Origin of the sequence: Bacillus cabrialesii, assembly GCF_004124315.2 — a bacterium.
In the GTDB taxonomy this organism is placed as follows: Bacteria; Bacillota; Bacilli; order Bacillales; family Bacillaceae; genus Bacillus; species Bacillus cabrialesii.
In genome coordinates this window covers 2803771-2819823 of the sequence record NZ_CP096889.1, presented here as the reverse complement: position 1 = coordinate 2819823, position 16053 = coordinate 2803771, and the positions used below count along the sequence as shown (strand labels likewise).

The window sequence follows — 16053 nt, the reverse complement described above, 5'->3', positions numbered from 1 at the left end:
CGCTCTTTCTCCTCACCCGCACGAACCAAAATGTAAAGGGTGGTAATACATGGGTCTTATCGTACAAAAATTCGGAGGGACTTCCGTCGGCTCAGTCGAAAAAATTCAAAATGCGGCAAACCGCGCAATTGCAGAAAAACAGAAGGGCCATCAAGTCGTTGTCGTCGTTTCGGCTATGGGGAAATCAACTGACGAATTGGTCAGCCTTGCAAAAGCAATTTCTGGCGAGCCGAGCAAACGCGAAATGGATATGCTGCTGGCGACGGGCGAGCAGGTCACCATTTCACTGCTTTCAATGGCGCTGCAGGAAAAAGGCTATGACGCTGTGTCCTATACTGGCTGGCAGGCGGGAATCCGCACGGAAGCCGTTCACGGAAACGCCAGAATTACAGATATCGACACTTCGGCTTTAACAGGCCGGCTTGAAGAAGGAAAAATTGTCATTGTCGCAGGATTCCAAGGCATGACAGAGGACTCTGAAATCACGACACTGGGCCGGGGCGGTTCAGACACAACAGCAGTTGCTTTGGCTGCCGCGTTAAAAGCGGATAAATGTGACATATACACGGACGTGCCCGGAGTGTTTACAACCGATCCGCGCTTTGTGAAATCAGCGAGAAAACTTGCCGGCATTTCATACGATGAAATGCTTGAGCTTGCCAATTTAGGCGCCGGCGTTCTTCATCCGAGAGCCGTTGAATTCGCGAAGAATTACGAAGTGCCGTTAGAAGTGCGTTCAAGTACAGAAACAGAAGCGGGAACATTAATTGAGGAGGAATCATCCATGGAGCAAAATCTAATTGTCAGAGGCATTGCGTTCGAAGATCAAATCACAAGAGTAACCATTTACGGGCTGACTGGCGGCCTGACAACTTTGTCTACCATTTTTACAACACTTGCCAAAAGAAACATTAACGTTGATATCATTATTCAAACGCAGGCCGGCGACAATCAGACCGGAATTTCCTTCTCTGTCAAAACAGAAGACGCAGACCAAACCGTTGCGGTGCTTGAAGAGTATAAAGGCGCGCTTGAATTCGAGAAAATCGAGACAGAAAGCAAATTGGCTAAGGTGTCCATTGTCGGATCCGGCATGGTATCAAACCCTGGTGTAGCGGCTGAAATGTTTGCTGTACTTGCGGAAAAGAACATTTTAATCAAAATGGTCAGCACATCTGAAATCAAAGTGTCAACAGTTGTAAGCGAAAATGACATGGTGAAAGCGGTCGAAGCGCTGCACGATGCATTTGAGCTTTCAAAACACCCTTCAGCTGTATAATGACAATGAAAAAGGCGGGACATGGAGTCGCCGCCTTTTTGATTACACTGGGTCTTTCATATCCCATTTCACAGTCAGAACCACTTTATCTGCTCTTTTTTTCACTTGTTCATATGATTCGGCAATCTGGTCATTCATCAATTGAATTTGTTCAGCGATAAAACCAGCTTCCAGCTGAAAGCAAGGTTCTTTCTGATGTTTCAGCCGGTTGGAAATGATCGGCCCTTCAAGTTCAAATTCAAGCTCTTGTTTTTTAGCGCTTACGTTGGTGAGGGTTCCCCAGCCCGCTTCTTCAAAGAAGGCCGGAAATTCCTCCCATGATTCAAGAGGAAACTTACGGGCGAGATGTTTCCCTGCCCAATACATCATGGAAGAGTAATCTTGGCCAAGCATATCTGGGAGAACGATCTCTCGTATTAGTTCGTAGGCATAAGCGTTCATTTCAATTTCTTTTAGGTTGTCAATAGATGCTTCAAATTTAGACTTCATATCTGTCTCCCCTCTCTCCTTCGTATATTATAGCCCAAACAGGGGTGAGGATTACAGAATGATCCTGTAATTCTTATGAAAAATTAAGAAGAAATATATATTGATAAAATAAAATTTTTGAATCAACTATTCAATTCGGAAAATTATAATTTATGTACGCGTTTTCTTGACGCCCTTTTGAGGGAGGAGTAAAATGAAATTGTCAATAAATCTTAATAAAGTGCTTACAATTGAAAGAAGTGGGGGAAGAGATTTAGCACATTTCGCACTTATCAAACAGGGGGTAAAGTAATGTCTGGGAACAGAGAGTTTTATTTTCGAAGATTGCATTCCTTGCTTGGCGTCATACCGGTCGGCATCTTTCTCATTCAGCATTTAGTCGTCAACCAGTTTGCCGCAAGGGGCGCCGAAGCATTCAATAGTGCTGCTCATTTTATGGATAGTCTGCCTTTCAGGTATGCCTTGGAAATTTTTATTATCTTCTTACCATTAATTTATCATGCAGTTTATGGTGTGTACATAGCGTTTACTGCGAAAAATAACGCAGGCCAATACAGCTATATGAGAAACTGGCTCTTTGTCCTGCAGCGTGTAACCGGTATCATCACCCTCATTTTTGTCAGCTGGCACGTGTGGCAAACGCGCATTGCCGCACAAATGGGCGCTGAGGTCAATTTCGACATGATGGCGAATATTTTGAGCTCTCCGGCTATGCTTGGGTTTTACATTGTCGGTGTTTTATCAACAATTTTCCACTTTTCGAACGGTTTATGGTCTTTCGCTGTTACATGGGGCATCACGGTAACGCCTCGTTCTCAAAGAATTTCGACGTACGTTACGCTGATTATTTTTGTTGCACTGTCTTACGTAGGCTTAAAAGCGATTTTTGCATTTGTTTAAGAGTACTAGATTACTAGAGGGAGAGGGGCTATCATGAGTCAATCAAGCATTATCGTAGTCGGTGGGGGTCTTGCCGGCCTCATGGCGACAATTAAAGCAGCGGAATCAGGAATGGCGGTTAAGCTGTTTTCCATCGTTCCTGTCAAACGTTCTCATTCGGTTTGTGCGCAAGGCGGCATAAACGGAGCGGTCAATACGAAAGGGGAAGGTGACTCTCCATGGGAACATTTTGATGACACTGTATATGGGGGAGACTTTCTTGCGAACCAGCCGCCGGTCAAAGCGATGTGTGAAGCGGCGCCTTCGATCATCCACTTATTAGACCGGATGGGCGTCATGTTTAACCGGACGCCTGAAGGGCTGCTTGATTTCCGCCGATTCGGGGGTACACAGCACCACAGAACAGCTTATGCGGGTGCGACGACGGGACAGCAGCTGCTTTACGCACTGGACGAGCAAGTGCGCAGATACGAAGTTGCCGGTCTGGTCACAAAATACGAAGGCTGGGAATTCCTTGGCGCAGTATTAGATGATGACAGAACCTGCCGCGGAATTGTTGCGCAAAACCTGACAAACATGCAAATTGAATCCTTCCGTTCTGACGCTGTCATTATGGCGACAGGCGGACCGGGTATCATTTTTGGAAAATCGACTAACTCCATGATTAATACAGGATCTGCTGCGTCCATCGTTTATCAGCAGGGAGCGTATTATGCAAACGGAGAATTCATTCAAATCCACCCGACAGCCATACCGGGCGATGACAAACTAAGGCTGATGAGTGAATCAGCGCGCGGTGAAGGCGGACGCGTGTGGACATATAAAGACGGTAAACCGTGGTATTTCCTGGAGGAAAAGTATCCGGTTTACGGAAACCTGGTGCCGCGTGATATTGCGACACGCGAAATATTCGATGTGTGTGTGAATCAAAAGCTCGGCATTAACGGCGAAAACATGGTGTATCTCGATCTGTCTCATAAAGATCCGAAAGAGCTTGATATTAAGCTTGGCGGCATCATTGAGATTTATGAGAAATTCATGGGAGACGACCCGCGGAAGCTTCCGATGAAAATCTTCCCGGCGGTCCATTACTCTATGGGCGGTTTATGGGTGGATTACGATCAAATGACAAACATCCCGGGACTGTTTGCAGCCGGGGAATGTGATTACTCTATGCACGGCGGCAACCGCTTGGGAGCAAACTCCCTGCTTTCCGCGATTTACGGAGGAATGGTGGCCGGACCGAATGCGGTGAAATATGTAAACGGCTTAGAATCTTCAGCAGAAGACATGTCTTCTTCTTTATTCGATGCGCATGTTAAAAAAGAAGAAGAAAAATGGGCTGAGATTATGGGCATGGACGGAACCGAAAATGCTTATGTTCTTCACAGAGAGCTCGGTGAGTGGATGACGGCGAACGTCACGGTTGTCCGTCATAATGACAAGCTGTTGAAAACGGATGACAAAATTCAGGAATTAATGGAGCGGTTTAAAAAGATTAACATCAATGATACGACAAAATGGAGCAACCAGGGGGCAATGTTCACACGCCAGTTCTCGAACATGCTTCAGCTTGCAAGGGTGATTACCCTTGGCGCATACAACCGAAATGAAAGCCGGGGCGCCCATTATAAACCGGATTATCCTGAACGTAATGATGATGAATGGCTCAAAACAACAATGGCTAAACACGTAAGCCCGTATGAAGCGCCGGAATTTGAGTATCAGGATGTCGATGTATCACTGATAACGCCTCGGAAACGGGATTACTCGAAGAAGAAGGTGGCGAAATAATCATGAGTGAACAAAAAACCATACGATTTATTATCACACGTCAAGATACAGCTGACAGCACGCCTTACGATGAAGAATTTGAGGTTCCATACCGCCCGAACCTGAACGTCATTTCCGCTCTGATGGAAATTCGCCGGAATCCGGTTAACGCGAAAGGCGAAAAGACAACCCCAGTCACATGGGATATGAACTGTCTTGAAGAAGTATGCGGCGCATGTTCAATGGTCATAAACGGAAAGCCCCGCCAGTCTTGTACGGCACTTATTGACCAGCTTGAGCAGCCGATTCGCTTAAAACCAATGAAAACATTCCCGGTGGTGCGTGATTTGCAGGTTGACCGGAGCAGAATGTTTAATTCGTTGAAAAAGGTAAAAGCGTGGATACCGATTGACGGTACGTACGATTTAGGACCGGGACCGAGAATGCCGGAAAAACGCCGTCAATGGGCATATGAATTATCGAAATGCATGACGTGCGGCGTCTGCCTTGAAGCCTGCCCGAATGTGAACAGCAAATCGAAATTCATGGGGCCGGCACCGATGTCTCAAGTCCGCTTGTTTAACGCACATCCGACTGGCGCTATGAACAAATCTGACCGATTAGAAGCCCTGATGGATGAGGGCGGCCTTGCAGATTGCGGCAACTCGCAAAACTGCGTTCAAGCCTGCCCGAAAGGCATCCCGCTCACCACTTCGATTGCAGCTTTAAACAGAGATACAAACTTACAAGCGTTCCGCAATTTCTTCGGAAGCGATAGAGTATAAGAAGAAAAAACCTCTTCCGCATGGAAGAGGTTTTTTTAACCAATAAGGAGATGAATAAACGATGAAGCTTCCCGCTTATATTGATATGCCGTTTCAAGAATGGAAAACATCCTTTTCTTTTTTTAATGACGTATCCGTACGATTTTCCGAGACGGACATGTTTGGGCATATGAATAATGTAACCCCTTTCGTATACTTTGAAGAAGCGCGGATTTCTTATTTTAAAAAACTCAATATGATGAATGAAAACAGACAGACCATGACAGTCGTGGCAAGCCAGCAATGCGATTATCTTCGCCAAGTCATGCCTTATGAAGAGTTGCGCATCTATGTGAAAACAAGCGCTGTCGGCAGTTCATCCCTTACCTTGCATTATCTCGGAGAGAACCGCAATGGCGAGCCCTGCTTCACGGGGGCAGTTGTGATGGTTCAAGTTTCAAAGGAGAGCGGCAAGGCTGTCAGCTGGACGGATGAGGAGAAAGAAACGCTTCTCCATACACCATAAACTAATTCTTTTGTAAACGTCACCTCCTGTGCCCTTCTTACATAAGATATCTTGACTATATCAAAACCCATTCGTTTCTGATTCGCTCTCACCTTAGCAAGGAGGGTTACAATACTTGAAGGAGAAAGAATTTCAATCGAAGCCGCTGCTAACGAAAAGAGAAAGAGAAGTGTTCGAATTGCTCGTTCAAGATAAGACAACAAAGGAGATTGCAAGCGAGCTATTTATCAGTGAGAAAACCGTTCGAAACCATATTTCAAATGCCATGCAGAAATTGGGTGTGAAAGGGCGTTCGCAAGCCGTTGTTGAGCTTCTTAGAATGGGTGAGCTAGAGCTTTAATCCTTGCCGGTATTCCTTCTTTTCAGGAAGGAGCCGGTTATTGCTGTTTGTATTGTTCGAAACCATATTTGGAATGCTGTGCAAAACTTGGATGGCAAGGCATAAACTATTTGATGCTGTTTGTCTAAAGTCCTCTATTTCTCTTCGGCGAGTCTTGCATTTTCTTCAAAAAAGAAGGAAAATAGACACGGAACGCTTTGTGCGTAAGAGATCCTTGAGTGAGGGATGGACAAATGACATCAAAACCTTTGGAGCATGTTGCGGATATTGAAAAGTCACTCCGCCACATTGCCGCGATCATTAAGCAAAAAGGACGAGAAATCCTTAACCAATATGCGATTACGCCGCCGCAATTTGTCGGCCTGCAATGGCTTTATGAACTAGGAGATATGACAATCGGCGAACTATCGGGCAAAATGTATCTGGCGTGCAGCACAACAACGGACTTAATCGACCGCATGCAGAAAAATGAGCTTGTCGAGCGGGTCAAGGACCCGGCGGACAGACGTGTTGTCCGGATACACCTGCTGCCTGAAGGAGAACGGATTATACAAGAGGTCATTACCAAAAGGCAGGAATATCTGCGTGATATGTTCGAAACGTTTACAGATGAAGAAATAGCCATCTTCGAAAAATCATTGATGAAACTGCAGCATGAAATGAAGAGAAAATGAGGCGATTTTGTTGGAACAACCAATAGGAGTCATTGATTCCGGGGTTGGCGGTTTAACCGTTGCAAAGGAAATCATGAGACAGCTACCAAAAGAAAATATTATCTACGTCGGGGATACAAAACGGTGTCCATACGGGCCGCGCCCTGAAGAAGAAGTTCTTCAATACACGTGGGAGCTGACGAATTATTTACTCGAAAACCACCACATCAAAATGCTCGTGATCGCCTGCAACACAGCAACAGCGATTGCACTGGAAGACATCCGCCGCAGCGTCGGCATCCCTGTGGTCGGAGTGATCCAGCCGGGTGCGAGAGCAGCGATAAAAGTGACGGAGAATCAACATATCGGTGTTATCGGCACAGAGAATACGATTAAGAGCAATGCGTACGAAGAAGCGCTTTTGGCATTAAATCCTGACCTGAAGGTTGAGAACCTTGCCTGTCCGCTGCTTGTGCCTTTTGTGGAAAGCGGGAAGTTTCTCGACAAAACAGCAGATGAGATTGTCAAAACATCGCTGTCTCCGTTAAAAGACACATCGATTGATTCGCTGATTTTAGGCTGCACCCACTACCCTATTTTAAAAGAATCGATTCAGCGATATATGGGAGAGAACGTAAACATTATTTCGTCCGGCGATGAAACAGCCCGGGAAGTCAGCACGATTCTCTCATATAAAGGGCTGCTGAACCAGTCTCCGATTGCCCCGGATCATCAGTTCCTGACAACAGGAGCGCGTGATCAGTTTGGGAAAATCGCAGATGATTGGTTTGGCCATGAGGTGGGCCATGTAGAATGCATCTCACTGCAAGAACCGATTAGAAGATAGTTTTCCCCCGCAACGGCATGTTGCGGGTTTTTTCTGTTTTGCCGGAATTCTTCGGTCTATTTCCTAAATAGGCTCGTATACATAATAGTACAAACAGCCTTAGGAGGGAAAAGTATGCTGAAAAAAGGACCTGCAGTCATTGGTGCCACTTGTCTCACCTCTGCCTTGCTATTATCCGGATGCGGTTTGTTTCAATCTGATAAGGCAGCCGAGGAAATTGATCCGCCTCAAGACGTTACATACGTGAACGATGAAGCGGGGGCCGATTCAAATACAACAGCTGCGGAAAAAACAGAAAGTGAAAAAAGCGATACCGCCGAAGCGGATCAAGACTCATCTACAGTCATGAGGGAGCTTTATCTCATTGATAAAAACGGGTATGTCGTTGCGCAAACGCTGCCCCTTCCGAAAAGTGAGGGCACAGCCAAGCAGGCGCTTGAATACCTCGTTCAGGGCGGACCTGTGTCAGAGATTCTTCCGAATGGCTTCAGGGCCGTATTGCCGGCTGACACAACCGTTAACGTAGACATCAAAAAAGATGGGACGGCAATAGCTGATTTCTCTAATGAATTTAAAAATTATAAGAAGGAAGACGAACAGAAGATTGTTCAATCTGTGACATGGACGCTTACGCAATTCAGTTCGATAGATAAAGTGAAGCTGAGAATAAATGGCCATGAACTGAAGGAGATGCCTGTAGGCGGCACACCGATCTCAGATGATTTAAGCCGCAAAGACGGAATTAACATGGAAACATCAGGCGTGAATGATCTCACAGCCACACATCCGCTCACTGTCTATTATTTGGCGGAAAACGATGACAGTGAGTACTATGTGCCGGTGACAAAACGAATTGACAATTCGGAAACAGATGATATTTCAGCAGCGATCAATGAATTGGCTAAAGGCCCAAGCAAGGTGAGCGGGCTGTTAACAGATTTCAGTGGAGATGTAAAGCTGGTCAGCAAACCGAAAATAAAAGACGGGCGCGTGACGTTAGACTTCAATCAATCTATATTCGGGAGCGCTGATGAAAAGACGAAAATGATTTCTTCAGAAGTGCTGAACAGCATTGTATTGACATTAACGGAGCAGCCGGATGTAAAAAGTGTCTCTGTTAAAGTAAATGGGAAGTCAGAGCTAGTAAATGAAAAAGGCGAAAAGCTCACAGAACCGGTCTCCAGACCTTCTCAAGTGAATACAGGTAGTTTTTAAATCGGGATTTTTGATATACTAGAAAGAAAGAGGTTAGCGTTCCGGCTGCCTCTTTCTTTATTCAATTTCCGGGACAAAAATGGTTTATGTACATACAATCGGAGGTAAAACATGAGACATGACGGAAGACAACATGATGAGCTGCGCCCAATCACATTCGATTTGGATTTTATCAGCCATCCGGAAGGTTCTGTTCTAATAACAGCGGGAAATACAAAAGTAATCTGCAACGCGTCTGTTGAGGACCGCGTGCCGCCGTTTTTGCGGGGCGGAGGAAAAGGCTGGATTACAGCTGAATACAGTATGCTGCCGCGGGCGACAAACCAAAGAACAATCAGAGAATCTTCTAAGGGAAAAATTTCCGGCAGAACAATGGAAATTCAGCGCCTGATCGGCCGCGCGCTTCGGGCAGTTGTAGATTTAGAAAAGCTCGGTGAACGGACGATCTGGATTGACTGTGATGTCATTCAGGCTGATGGCGGAACAAGAACCGCCTCCATTACAGGTGCATTTCTTGCGATGGCGATAGCGATAGGCAAGCTCGTGAAAGCGGGAACGATCAAGACAAATCCGATCACTGACTTTCTTGCTGCGATCTCTGTCGGAATTGATAAGGAACAGGGAATTTTGTTAGATTTAAATTATGAAGAAGATTCATCCGCTGAAGTTGACATGAATGTCATTATGACTGGCAGCGGTCGCTTTGTGGAGCTGCAGGGTACCGGGGAAGAGGCGACTTTTTCAAGGGAGGATTTGAACGGTCTTCTCGGTCTTGCGGAAAAAGGCATTCAGGAACTGATTGACAAGCAAAAAGAAGTGCTCGGTGATTCTCTGCCAGAACTGAAATAAGTACAGAAAGGCTTGATCATCATGAAAGAAGCAATTATTGCGACACATAATCCGGGAAAAGTGAAGGAATTTAAAGAAATCCTTGAGCCGAAAGGCTACGATGTCAAATCGTTAGCTGAAATTGGATTCACAGAAGAAATTGAGGAAACAGGCCATACGTTTGAAGAAAATGCGATTCTCAAAGCAGAAGCTGTTGCCAAAGCAGTGAACAAAATGGTCATTGCGGACGACTCCGGTCTGTCCATCGATAATCTTGGAGGAAAACCAGGCGTTTATTCCGCCCGCTATGCAGGGGAACAGAAAGACGACCAGGCAAATATCGATAAAGTGCTCAGCGAGCTGAAAGGGATCGAAAAAGAACAGCGCACGGCCCGTTTCCGATGCGCGCTGGCCGTAAGTATCCCGGGAGAGGAAACAAAAACTGTCGAAGGCCATGTTGAAGGGTATATTGCTGAAGAACCGAGAGGAGAATACGGCTTTGGCTATGACCCGATCTTTATTGTGAAAGATAAAGATAAGACAATGGCCGAACTGACAAGTGATGAAAAAAATAAAATCAGCCATAGGGCTGACGCGCTTAAAAAGCTGTCTAAGCTTTTGGAGGCATAAGGAGGAGCTTGTACATGAACGTGCTGATTATCAGTGACAGCCATGGGTTTGAAGAAGAACTCCAAACCATCGCGAAACGGCATGAAGCAGAAGTTGATCTCATGATTCATTGCGGAGACTCTGAGCTTGAAACAGAGCATCCCGCACTGGAGCCTTATGCGGTTGTAAAAGGCAATTGCGATTTTACCGGCGATTTTAAGAACGAGCTTCTTCTGACTGCCGGTTCAAAAAAAATACTGGTCACGCACGGCCACCTTCACGGCATAAAACAGACCTTGTTAAACGTATACTATCGTGCAGAGGAGCTCGGAGCGGATATTATCTGTTTCGGGCATTCGCACATCGCGGGAAGCGAAGTGCTGCGCGGAAAACTGATGATTAATCCAGGCAGCATCCGGCTTCCGAGGGTGCGCAGGACAGAAAGCTATGCTATACTGACATTAGAAAATGCTGCTGCGACAGTGCGTTTTTACGATCAAGCAGGCCATGAAATTGAGGATCTGCAAAACAAAGTCACACTATGAAAATGTCATGAGGAAGAAAAATTTCTTCCTCATGAAAAAAATTCTAAAAAACCGTTGACTTATTGTTGCATCCCATATATAATAAATCTTGTCGCTGATAGTTAAAGCGAAAACGAAAAAACAAAACATGTCCCAGTAGCTCAGCTGGATAGAGCAACGGCCTTCTAAGCCGTCGGTCGGGAGTTCGAATCTCTCCTGGGACGTACCGAAAGAAAAACCTCAAATCCTTTAAGGATTTGAGGTTTTTTGTTGTTGATTTATGGTGATTTACTTGTTATTTAACGGATCATCATCCAAGCCATCAACTTTTCCCTCTTTATTCAGGCGAGGCTCTTCTTTTTTCACGGTTTCAGAAATGTGCTCATTTTCTTCAACAGTGCGTTTACCGACAACCACTTCATCAGTGACAACCGGTTTTTTAGTGACTTCCAGTTTTTCCTCAACGATTGGCACTCTGATTTCTTCCGAATCGTTGACAGGAGCAGCGTCCGCTCTGTTTTCATCGACTGGGCGGCGTTCGACATAAATTTCATCGTGTCTCACGGGGATATCCATATCTCTTTGTTCTGTTTTCACTTCTTTTCCTATCTCCACTTCACCGGTTTGGACGTCTTCCTTATCGACTTTCAATTGTTCTTCCCGCAGCGGCATTGTTTTTTCTTCTTTCGTTGTATAATCCGCCGTTTCAGTTGTGCTTGCAAAACCGCCTGAAAGGGCACTGCCGTTATCAATAGGAGCATTTACATCTGCATCTGTCTCAACAGCCACAAGGAGTTTTCCATCATCCAGATCCTCTTGATACTTGTCTATTTCGCCAGTGGTGATATCCAAATCAGATAATGCCTTGCTGTGTGCAGCAGTATCATCCATTGTAAAGTAATCTTTCAGTTTATCGAAAAAAGATTCAGATTCGCTATCATGCGCATCGATGGCCTGATTGACTTCAGTTCCTGTACGTGATTCAAGATAATCTGTATCTCGACGGCTTGTCACAACAGAAATGTCGTCAGAATCATAGCCCTTTGTCAGTAAGCCTTCAATTGCTGCGATGGTTTCCTGTGGAGTTTCGTATACACCAACTATACTTTTCATATCAATCTCCTCCTATATTCATTTTGAATTTTATCGTTCATGTCGTCTTTAATTCCCGATGCTCTTTAAAATAAACAAGATTAAAAACACTGGGTGTGTTTTATACAGGCAAATTAGGTGTGTAAAGATAAAAAAGGATAGACAAGGCAGAACTTCTTCTGCACTTATCTATCCTAATAAAAACGTCTCACAATATCTTCGTCATAAACACACTGTTCGGATCTTCAACATAGTCTGCAAACGGTTCGCAATACTGGAAACCGAAGCCTTCATACAATTTTCTTGCGGGCTCAAATGAAGCCATTGAACCCGTTTCCAAGCTTAATCGCTCATACCCGCGCTCTTTTGCCTCCTCTATGATGTGCTGGAGAATCTGTTTGGCAACGCCTTTTCTTAAATGGGATAAAGACGTTCGCATTGATTTGATTTCTCCATGTCTTCTGTCCAGTTCTTTAAGCGCTCCGCAGCCGGCTAGTTCATCATGATCCCATGCGCTCCAAAATGTGATTTCAGCCCCTCTCAGCTTTTCTAAGCCTAGGGCATGGGTGCTTTCGGGCGGGGACATGAGTGTCATGCTATGTACATGCTCAGCCACAAGTGAGATCACCTGATGTCCAGTTAAATCATCTATTTTTATATACAATTCGAATCCTCCTCAAAAACTTACAGGTTTCATAGTTCAATTCATCTTAATCATATTCCATCCTGTTTCCAAATATAAAGACAGAAAATCTGACTATATTTGTGAAAGGTGTTTTAAAGTAAAAAAAGGGGGCCGAATTAGATGTTCGGCCCTTGTGGTTTTCTTTAATATCTAAAGCCCCCGTGTACGCCTGGTGCCCCGCTGAATCCTCCGGCGTGTGTAGCCGGAATACTGAAACCGCCGCCATGGCCGCTGAAGCCTGCACCTGAAAATTGCTGTCCGTAAAATCCTGAAGCATATGGATAGGAGGAGTACATAGCAGAGGGAGTGCTTAACGGGCTGTATGCCTGGCTGTACGGCTGTCCGTACCCGCCATAGCCTCCAAACGGCTGATAGCTTTGCTGGTAAAAGGAAGGAGATGCCGGATAATACGGCTGCGGTAAGCTGGGAAAGCCAGCGGGGAATGCTTGCATGTCAGCTAATGATTTATTCATCGAATCACCTTTTCTTTGCAAGATATGATCAATGTATGAGGATTGAATGATTAAGTGCCTATCCGAATGGATATGGTGTGCGAGATGATCTGTCAGACTGCGATCTAAATGTCAATCAAATTATGTCATAAAATATGACATGTTTATATCAAATTGAAAAATTCTGTTGTAATGTTAATAGATTAATAAAAAAATTATAAAAACTTTTAACATTTGCAATTCCTTGTGTACCAATAATGAAAGCGTATACAATATAGTTTGATTAATCTAAATTGTCTAATAATTTTAAAAAATGCTGTTGACACTGCGTCCAAAGCGGCGTAATATGAGTTCAACAAAAGATAAACGCAAGCTTCACAAACACACTGATCGCAATTCGATCCTTAAAAAAATCCGAACGAAAGTTATTCTTGAACAGCTGAAAAACTGTTCCGGAATACTGAATATGAAAAGCGCAGATGAGGATAAGTAGCCTTGATAAAGTTTTCCACAGAGAGCCGGGTTAAGCTGAGAACCGGTGAGGCTTTACAAGGTGAACTCGCCTCAGAGTGCCAGTCTGAAATCATAGTAGGACTTGGCCGGGTGAACTTGATTCACTCGTTATTAAAGCGGATAGAAATATCCATGAGACGGCCGATTATCAGGCCGTAAACAAGGGTGGTACCGCGGAAAGAAGAGCCTTTTCGCCCCTTTTAGCTATCGCATTTACTGCGCGGCTGATTGTGGGTGGAAGGGCTTTTTTTATTGAATAATCAGCTATCAAGCTAATAAAAAAGATGATCTTTAGAGGATGAAAATCCAAAAGGAGGAACTAAAATGGGGACTAATGTACAGGTGGATTCTGCATCTGCCAAATGTACACAGACGATGAGCGGAGCATTAATGCTGATTGAATCATTAAAAAAAGAGAAAGTAGAAATGATTTTCGGTTATCCGGGCGGGGCTGTGCTTCCGATTTACGATAAACTCTACAATTCAGGGATGGTGCATATCCTTCCCCGTCACGAACAAGGTGCGATTCATGCAGCGGAAGGATACGCAAGAGTGTCTGGAAAACCGGGTGTCGTCATTGCCACGTCAGGACCTGGAGCGACAAACCTTGTGACAGGCCTTGCCGATGCCATGATTGATTCATTGCCGCTAGTTGTCTTTACAGGGCAGGTAGCAACCTCCGTTATCGGAAGCGATGCATTTCAGGAAGCGGACATTTTAGGAATTACGATGCCGGTGACAAAACACAGCTACCAGGTTCGTCAGCCGGAAGATCTGCCGCGCATCATTAAAGAAGCGTTCCATATTGCAACAACTGGAAGACCCGGACCTGTATTAATTGATATTCCGAAAGATGTAGCAACAATTGAAGGGAAATTCAGCTACGATCATGAGATGAATCTCCCGGGATACCAGCCGACAACAGAGCCGAATTATTTGCAGATCCGCAAGCTTGTGGAAGCTGTAAGCAGCGCAAAGAAACCGGTGATCCTGGCGGGTGCGGGCGTCCTGCACGGAAAAGCGTCAGAAGAATTAAAAAATTATGTTGAGCAGCAGCAAATCCCTGTGGCACACACCCTTTTGGGGCTCGGAGGTTTCCCGGCTGACCATCCGCTTTTCCTGGGGATGGCGGGAATGCACGGCACTTATACAGCCAATATGGCTCTTCATGATTGTGATCTCTTAATCAGTATCGGAGCCCGTTTTGATGACCGTGTCACAGGAAATCTGAAGCACTTTGCAAGAAACGCAAAGGTTGCTCACATCGATATTGATCCGGCTGAAATCGGAAAAATCATGAAAACACAGATTCCTGTAGTCGGAGACAGCAAGATCGTCCTGCAGGAGCTGATCAAACAAGACGGCAAACAAAGCGATTCAGGCGAATGGAAAACGCAGCTCGCCGCTTGGAAAGAAGAGTACCCGCTCTGGTATGTAGATAATGAAGAAGAAGGCTTTAAACCTCAGAAATTGATTGAATATATTCATCAATTTACAAAAGGCGAGGCCGTTGTCGCAACGGATGTCGGCCAGCATCAAATGTGGTCAGCGCAATTCTATCCGTTCCAAAAAGCAGATAAATGGGTCACATCAGGCGGACTTGGAACGATGGGCTTCGGCCTTCCGGCAGCGATTGGCGCACAGCTGGCAGATAAAGATGCCACTGTAGTCGCGGTTCTCGGAGACGGCGGTTTTCAAATGACGCTTCAAGAACTCGATGTCATTCGCGAATTGAATCTTCCGGTCAAAGTCGTGATTTTAAATAACGCTTGTCTCGGAATGGTCAGACAGTGGCAGGAAATTTTCTATGAAGAACGTTATTCAGAATCTAAATTCGCTTCTCAGCCTGATTTTGTCAAATTGTCAGAAGCATACGGCATTAAAGGCATGAGAATTTCCTCAGAAGCGGAAGCAAAAGAAAAACTGGAAGAGGCATTAACATCAAAAGAACCGGTTGTCATTGACGTGCGGGTTGCCAGCGAAGAAAAAGTATTCCCGATGGTGGCTCCGGGGAAAGGGCTGCATGAAATGGTGGGGGTGAAACCTTGAAAAGAATTATCACATTAACTGTGGTGAACCGTTCCGGCGTGTTGAACCGGATCACCGGTCTATTCACAAAAAGACATTACAACATTGAAAGCATTACAGTCGGACACACAGAAACAACCGGCGTTTCCAGAATCACCTTTGTCGTTCACGTTGAAGGAGAAAATGATGTTGAACAGCTGACAAAACAGCTCAACAAACAGATTGATGTGCTGAAAGTCACGGACATCACGAATCAATCGATTGTCCAAAGGGAGCTGGCCTTAATCAAGGTCGTTTCCGCACCGTCAACGAGATCAGAGATTAATGGAATCATAGAACCGTTCAGAGCCTCTGTCGTTGATGTCAGCAGAGACAGCATTGTTGTTCAGGTGACAGGCGAATCTAACAAAATTGAAGCGCTTATTGAATTGTTAAAACCTTATGGCATTAAAGAAATCGCGAGAACAGGTACAACGGCTTTTGCGCGGGGAACCCAGCAAAAGGCGTCATCCAATAAAACAATATCTATTGTATAA

The 16053-nt window shown here is 45.0% G+C and carries 19 protein-coding genes, 1 tRNA gene and 1 other annotated feature; of the genes, 16 read left to right on the top strand and 4 right to left on the bottom strand.

Annotated elements, in window-relative coordinates:
* Positions 1-49: 49 nt before the first annotated feature.
* A complete protein-coding gene (locus EFK13_RS14470; RefSeq protein ID WP_129507990.1) occupies positions 50-1279 on the top strand; it encodes an aspartate kinase in 1230 nt (409 codons plus the stop codon).
* Positions 1280-1321: 42 nt separating this feature from the next.
* Here EFK13_RS14470 and EFK13_RS14465 read toward each other — a convergent pair whose 3' ends face one another.
* Complete coding sequence (locus EFK13_RS14465; protein WP_003222508.1) at positions 1322-1768, bottom strand: YslB family protein; 447 nt, start codon at positions 1766-1768, stop codon at positions 1322-1324.
* A gap of 291 nt (positions 1769-2059) precedes the next feature.
* Here EFK13_RS14465 and sdhC point away from each other — a divergent pair, with 291 nt between their 5' ends.
* The 12 genes from sdhC (at position 2060) to EFK13_RS14405 (ending at position 10971) form a co-directional block, all read left to right on the top strand.
* Entirely contained in the window at positions 2060-2668 is a 609-nt protein-coding gene (gene sdhC / locus EFK13_RS14460) for a succinate dehydrogenase cytochrome B558 (protein WP_064814453.1), read from the top strand.
* 33 nt (positions 2669-2701) lie between these two features.
* Positions 2702-4462, top strand: coding sequence for a succinate dehydrogenase flavoprotein subunit (gene sdhA, locus EFK13_RS14455; protein WP_129507991.1), 1761 nt, complete (start codon positions 2702-2704; stop codon positions 4460-4462).
* A 2-nt stretch (positions 4463-4464) separates the two neighbouring features.
* Positions 4465-5226: a succinate dehydrogenase iron-sulfur subunit gene (gene sdhB, locus EFK13_RS14450; RefSeq protein WP_129507992.1), complete on the top strand. Its 762-nt coding sequence runs from the start codon at positions 4465-4467 to the stop codon at positions 5224-5226.
* 61 nt (positions 5227-5287) lie between these two features.
* A complete protein-coding gene (locus tag EFK13_RS14445; RefSeq protein ID WP_129507993.1) occupies positions 5288-5731 on the top strand; it encodes an acyl-CoA thioesterase in 444 nt (147 codons plus the stop codon).
* A 115-nt stretch (positions 5732-5846) separates the two neighbouring features.
* On the top strand, positions 5847-6071 hold the full coding sequence (gene gerE, locus EFK13_RS14440; protein ID WP_003184172.1) for a spore germination transcription factor GerE: 225 nt from the start codon (positions 5847-5849) through the stop codon (positions 6069-6071).
* A 233-nt stretch (positions 6072-6304) separates the two neighbouring features.
* Positions 6305-6745: a MarR family winged helix-turn-helix transcriptional regulator gene (locus tag EFK13_RS14435; protein WP_003222521.1), complete on the top strand. Its 441-nt coding sequence runs from the start codon at positions 6305-6307 to the stop codon at positions 6743-6745.
* Positions 6746-6752: 7 nt separating this feature from the next.
* Complete coding sequence (racE, locus tag EFK13_RS14430) at positions 6753-7571, top strand: glutamate racemase (protein ID WP_129507994.1); 819 nt, start codon at positions 6753-6755, stop codon at positions 7569-7571.
* Between the two features lie 114 nt (positions 7572-7685).
* Positions 7686-8786 (top strand): spore germination protein GerM, encoded by a 1101-nt coding sequence (gerM, locus tag EFK13_RS14425; RefSeq protein WP_129507995.1) that lies wholly within the window; start codon positions 7686-7688, stop codon positions 8784-8786.
* 111 nt (positions 8787-8897) lie between these two features.
* Complete coding sequence (gene rph, locus EFK13_RS14420) at positions 8898-9635, top strand: ribonuclease PH (RefSeq protein WP_129507996.1); 738 nt, start codon at positions 8898-8900, stop codon at positions 9633-9635.
* A 12-nt stretch (positions 9636-9647) separates the two neighbouring features.
* Entirely contained in the window at positions 9648-10244 is a 597-nt protein-coding gene (locus EFK13_RS14415; RefSeq protein ID WP_129507997.1) for an XTP/dITP diphosphatase, read from the top strand.
* A gap of 14 nt (positions 10245-10258) precedes the next feature.
* Positions 10259-10768 (top strand): metallophosphoesterase, encoded by a 510-nt coding sequence (locus EFK13_RS14410; protein WP_129507998.1) that lies wholly within the window; start codon positions 10259-10261, stop codon positions 10766-10768.
* A gap of 129 nt (positions 10769-10897) precedes the next feature.
* Positions 10898-10971, top strand: a tRNA-Arg gene (locus EFK13_RS14405).
* 64 nt (positions 10972-11035) lie between these two features.
* Here the strand turns inward: EFK13_RS14405 and EFK13_RS14400 are convergent.
* The 3 genes from EFK13_RS14400 to cotQ all read right to left on the bottom strand — a co-directional run bounded on the left by EFK13_RS14400 (position 11036) and on the right by cotQ (position 12997).
* Positions 11036-11860, bottom strand: coding sequence for a YsnF/AvaK domain-containing protein (locus EFK13_RS14400; RefSeq protein WP_129507999.1), 825 nt, complete (start codon positions 11858-11860; stop codon positions 11036-11038).
* Positions 11861-12047: 187 nt separating this feature from the next.
* Positions 12048-12503: a GNAT family N-acetyltransferase gene (locus EFK13_RS14395; RefSeq protein WP_129508000.1), complete on the bottom strand. Its 456-nt coding sequence runs from the start codon at positions 12501-12503 to the stop codon at positions 12048-12050.
* Between the two features lie 164 nt (positions 12504-12667).
* Complete coding sequence (gene cotQ / locus EFK13_RS14390) at positions 12668-12997, bottom strand: inner spore coat protein CotQ (protein WP_119996119.1); 330 nt, start codon at positions 12995-12997, stop codon at positions 12668-12670.
* Between the two features lie 325 nt (positions 12998-13322).
* Between cotQ and EFK13_RS14385 the strand changes: the two genes are divergently transcribed.
* From EFK13_RS14385 to ilvN, 3 genes are all read left to right on the top strand, one after another.
* A complete protein-coding gene (locus EFK13_RS14385; RefSeq protein WP_248894252.1) occupies positions 13323-13469 on the top strand; it encodes a hypothetical protein in 147 nt (48 codons plus the stop codon).
* Positions 13444-13691 (top strand) — a binding site (T-box leader). (Overlaps the previous gene by 26 nt.)
* 122 nt (positions 13692-13813) lie before the next feature.
* Positions 13814-15538, top strand: a complete 1725-nt coding sequence (gene ilvB, locus EFK13_RS14380; protein WP_129508002.1) for an acetolactate synthase large subunit — start codon at positions 13814-13816, stop codon at positions 15536-15538.
* The gene (ilvN, locus tag EFK13_RS14375) at positions 15535-16053 is read left to right on the top strand and encodes an acetolactate synthase small subunit (protein ID WP_003222543.1); all 519 of its coding nucleotides are present in this window, start codon (positions 15535-15537) and stop codon (positions 16051-16053) included. The genes ilvB and ilvN overlap by 4 nt, the downstream gene beginning before the upstream one ends.